The organism is Streptomyces sp. NPDC054834, assembly GCF_053611185.1.
The window spans coordinates 1-4,655 of sequence record NZ_JBSGZV010000108.1; the positions used below are offsets into that span (position 1 = coordinate 1).

The window sequence follows — 4,655 nt, forward strand, 5'->3', positions numbered from 1 at the left end:
TAATGGTGACGTCGGGTATTGGAACTGCCCGAATGCCTCAGCCGGTGCGGACCCAGGCGGTGAAATCGTCGGCGAGTCCTGGCGGGTTGGCCAGCTCGGTTCGGCGTGCGACCCCCTCGTAGTACTCCAACTCGTGGACGATCACCGGCACGGGTCTGCCGAGGGACTTGTCGATAACGCCGGTCTTGTGAAGGGTTCGGGCGAGCTGCCAGCAGGCTTGGTTGAAGTGGGCCTCGATCTGCGCGGCAAGCGACCCGACTGTCGTGATCCAGTCTGCTGGGTCTGCCGGCTCGTCGTACCAAAGTCCGAGTTCGCTGATCCATTCTCGGCGAGCTGTGGCTCCTGCGGGGTCGCTGGTGAGGCCACCGACTACGACCAGTTGGTTCTGGATCCAGAAGGCGTAGTTCCAGCGGGCTTCTGCCTGGTCGGAAGCGTCCCGGATGCTGCGTCGAACCTGTGCTTCGGTGTTGTAGCCGATCGTCAGGGTCGGCTGACGCAGGTCGTCGTCCTCGTTGTCGATGAGGAAGGAGATGGCGTAGATGTCCTTTGCCTCGGAGGCGGTGATCGATGTGATCGCTTGCGTGGCCAGGGCCTGGAGCTGGTCTTGGAAGATCATGGTTGGGCAGGAGCCTTTCAAGGACGCTGGCTGACTTCGGCGGCGTAATTGGCCCAGTCGCCTGCGGAGAGCCGTTGCCAGGCGACTGCGACGTCGGTGTGGATGCCCAGGGTGCGGGCGAGGATCGCGGCCGGGATCTCGGTGGCGAGCTGGAAGAGTGCGGTGCTGCGGGCCTGATTGGGTCGGATCCCGAGCTGGTTCAGGCGCTGAGTCAGCTGCGTGGTGCTGATCGGCCGTCCAGGCTGACCGCCGGGGAAGAGCCATGGAGATGGGGCCAAGGCCCCGATGGTCGCGTGGCCCTTGCGGTTCGCGGCGACCATGCGAGCCAGTTCGGCGACGGGGTCGGGCAGCTGGACAGGTGCATCGCCGAGGTGGAGACGCACTTCATGGGCGCCGGCCTCGACGTCCTCGATGGTCAACCGGCTGATCGCCGACGGTCCTTGGGCATAGAGGAGGAGAAGGAGTCCTGCGAGGCGGTCTTCTGGTTTGAGGGTGTCGTCGTGCAGGAGTCGGCGTGCGACGTTCCACCGGTGCTCGTCATCGAGTGGCTGGGTGGGGCCGTTCCAGCGGACGGCGGGGACGTGGACGTTGGTGAGCTTGTTGGTGCGAGCCCAGCGGATGAAGTGTCCGGCCGTGTGGCGGTAGGTCGCGGAGTCGTCGGTGAGCCACTGGTCGAGGTCGGCCTGTTGGCAGGTCTCCAGGGCGAGGTCGTGTGCCTTCAGCCAGGTCAGGAAGGCGACGGCCGCGTGGGTGCGTTGACGCGCGGATATGAACTGTTGCGGGGTCAGGGGGCGGCCGTTGGTGCGTCGGCGTAGTCGCCGGACCAGGTGCCATATCGCGTACCGGTGCAGGACTTTGCGCTGTTCGGGGTCTTGCTGTGATGCGAGAAGGCCGTTGAGGAAGCGTTCGAGGCGGACCATGTACTCGTCCCGCTCGGGCAGGGCACCAACCCCGACGAGGACTTGGCGGAGGTGGGCGAGGGGCGGGCTGTCGGGCAGCTCGTCGAGGGCCTCGTGAGTCAGGGCCCGTCGGCCGGCCGCGAGATCGGCCAGGACTGGAGACACGGACGGCTTGTTCAGCCACCGCCTGGCGGTGATGGGGTGCTCGGCGGTGGCGATGTCGTTTCGCAGGGCTTCGAGACCGGGGTGGAGGGCATCGGACGGAGGGCCCAGGAGCTCGTTGAGACGCCGGTTGATGAGACAGCGAGCGCACTGGCCGGGGTGCGGGTAGTCGGGATCGCTGCAGGTGGGGCAGGTGTGCCAGACCTCAGGGGCGGTGCAGTCCGCGCAAAGGGGCTGGTCGGGAGTGCCGGAGACAACCGCCGCGACGCCGCCGCAGGCCGAGCACGGCGCTGAGCGACGCTGGCAGTCCAGGCACCGCGGCCGGCCCGTGGTGCGGGAGGTGCCGCAGGGCTTCTCCTCGCCGCAGATACTGCAAGTTGCAGTGGGCAAGGAGGGGCAGCCCGAGCAGAGCGGGCCGTCCGGCGTGCGGGTGTTCACGACCTTTCGTCGGCCGCAGTTGATGCAGGTCTCCAGGTTCGCCGGGTCGCTGACCAGGCAGTTCGGACACACCGGCCGGCCTTGGGCGTCGCGGGTGGCGGGCTCTCGGCGGGCTCCGCATCCCGAGCACTCCTCAATGCGGGAGTGGGAGATGCACATGCGGCAGACCCGCCGTCCATCGAGGGGCTTGTCGATGCGTACGACTCTGTGGCAGCCGGGGCAGGACGGCCGGACGATCCCGGTGACGCCGGCCTCGTGCAGCAGGTCGATCAGTTTGAGGATCGCGCGGTGGGGTGTGAGGTGACCGTCCCCGGTCAGCAGGGCTGGGTGGGATTCCAGGGCCCAGGCGAGTTTCTGCTGGTAGGAGGGACGAGGCGCCGATCGACGGACCGCGTCGGCGATCGTCTCCCGTCGGGCCTGCGGGTCCAGTTCAGCGATCAGGGCGCCGATCACTGCGACGGGGTCGCGTCCGTCGGTGTCCGGGCACTTGCCGCATCGTGGCCGCCCGGCCCGGTCGCGTGAAGCGACCCGGCGGGCGTTTCCGCAGGCAGCACACAGCTCCGGTTGCGGCCCGCAATTCCAGCAGTACCAGTCCTGGCCGCGGCGCTGGAGAGTTCGCATCTGCCTGCCACATTCGGCGCAACACGGCGGCGAGATGGCCTGGGCTCCGGCCTCACGCAGGGCGATGAGCAGGTCGCCGACGGCCCTGGGCGCCGGCGAGCGACCGTCGTTCAGCACGCGGGGATGCTCAGCGAGATGTGCCGCGAGGCGGCGTGACTTCGAGCGGCCGCCCGCGACGCTGGCGACCGCGGCACGGATCCGGTCAGGCTCCAGGTGATGTTCGACGGCCGCGACCAGGTCCACGATGAGCCCGATCGGGTCGGTGACGGCCCGATCGGGGTGCCCGGGTGTGGTCACGGCCGCTCGAGACCGCGGATGCGGGCTCGCTTGGGTCGCAGGTCACCGACGCCTGCCTCGGCGCCAACGGCCTTCCTTGTCCGGGCAGTTGTTCCGGCACCTGCTGCGGCGGTGGGTTCGATGAGGTCGTCCATGGTGCAGCTGAGGATGTCGAGCAGGGCCATGAGGATCTTCAGGCTGAGTCGTTCGGGGCGCTCGACGACGAGCCGGTAGACCTGGCTGGAGGACAGGGTGATGCCGCGTTCGTCCAGTAGCGGGATGAGGTCGGTGGTGGAGAAGAGGCCGCGGTCGGCCATGACCTTGCGCAGGTGCCAGTGGTAGTCGAGCTTCGCGGCCATCAGCGGTCCTTGTCTGCGGGGATCGGGGCGAGCGCGGGAGCAAGTGCCTTGTGGAGCATCGTGTTCATGAAGTCGTCGCTGACGTGGGTGTAGATGGCGGTGGAGCTGTCATTCTCGTGACCGACTTGCTGCTGCAGAAACCGCCGGTCAACCCCGTCCTCCGTGAGGTGGGTGACGTAGGCGTGGCGAGCGGAATGGACCGTCAGCGCCTTCGGGAGCTTCAGCGCGTCGCGGTAGGCGACGAACCGGGCATTGATCTCCGCCGGCTTGACCCGGCCGCCCCGCTCGGTCACCCACAACGCGGGGTGGTCCTCGCAGCCGAACCGCGGCCGTACGTTCTCCACGTAGTCGGCGACCGCGTCCACCGCCCAGTCCATCACCGACAATACGTTCCGACGACGCGGTGGCTGGCCCTTCTTCGCTTTGCCGTAGCGGACGTTGAGGGTGCCGTACCGGCCGAACTGCGGTGCCTTCGCGTTCCGCCCGAAGTCCACCACATCCAGCTTCGATGCCTCGGTCCGGCGAAGTCCCCACCCATAAATGACCTTGAAGAGCGTGGCATCCCGGTAGGCGGCGAGGGCTCCCTTGCGCTTGGCCCGGACCGCCCGTTCGACCTGGTCGTCGGCGTAGTCGAGGAAACGCTGGATCTCCTCGCGTGTGAACGGCCTCGCCTCGGGGCGCCCCTCGTAGTCGTTGAGGTGGGCGATGGTGTTCCACTCATGGCAGATGGCCACCGGGTGAGTACCGAACGCGTCCTCGCAGGCCACCGCCCAGCCGTAACGGCCGTCGATCAAGAACTCGCTGAATAGGCGCAGACTGCCCTGATAGCTGCGGATCGTGGACGGCGCGAGGTGCTTCTCGCTGGTCAGCCACAGTGACCACTCGTCCACGTGGCCGGGCGTCCAGGCCCACGGGTATTCGTTGGTGTACTCAAGGAACCGGCGTATGAGCCGTTCCCGGGCGGTGACCGTGTCCTCGCGGAGCCCACGGGCGGCCTGTTGGGCCCGCCAGCCCCGCAGCATCGCATCGACCATCGCGTCCTGCGGACGCAGCTGGGCCACCCCGGAGACCAGCTCCAGATGAGCCGCCCCCGCCAGGTCGGCACGTCGCTGTAGACCCACTTTCACCCTCCCCTTCAGAGGGCAAATCCTGCATCAGATGGGATCTGATCGCCAAACTCCCAGCTCAGGCCGCCAGGTTGCAGGAGGATGAAGTCCTCGTCAGGCCCTTCCCTGACCTCGCGACCTGCGGTTTCTCGCCCGTCTGATGCAATTCCTGAGGGTT

General features: G+C 67.7%; 4 protein-coding genes. All 4 read right to left on the minus strand.

All coding sequences use genetic code 11. The annotated features are described in order from the left end of the window. Positions 1-37: 37 nt before the first annotated feature. From ACWGJM_RS48875 to ACWGJM_RS48890, 4 genes are read right to left on the minus strand one after another with little or no spacing between them, the layout of a single operon-like run. Complete coding sequence (locus ACWGJM_RS48875; RefSeq protein WP_453418255.1) at positions 38-616, minus strand: hypothetical protein; 579 nt, start codon at positions 614-616, stop codon at positions 38-40. 17 nt (positions 617-633) lie between these two features. Further along, entirely contained in the window at positions 634-3,033 is a 2,400-nt protein-coding gene (locus ACWGJM_RS48880) for a site-specific integrase (protein ID WP_453418256.1), read from the minus strand. Continuing rightward, a complete protein-coding gene (locus ACWGJM_RS48885; protein WP_453418257.1) occupies positions 3,030-3,371 on the minus strand; it encodes a helix-turn-helix domain-containing protein in 342 nt (113 codons plus the stop codon). Before ACWGJM_RS48885 ends, ACWGJM_RS48880 begins: the two co-directional genes overlap by 4 nt. Continuing rightward, the gene (locus tag ACWGJM_RS48890; protein WP_453418258.1) at positions 3,371-4,492 is read right to left on the minus strand and encodes a tyrosine-type recombinase/integrase; all 1,122 of its coding nucleotides are present in this window, start codon (positions 4,490-4,492) and stop codon (positions 3,371-3,373) included. The genes ACWGJM_RS48885 and ACWGJM_RS48890 overlap by 1 nt, the downstream gene beginning before the upstream one ends. Between the last annotated feature and the right edge of the window lie 163 nt (positions 4,493-4,655).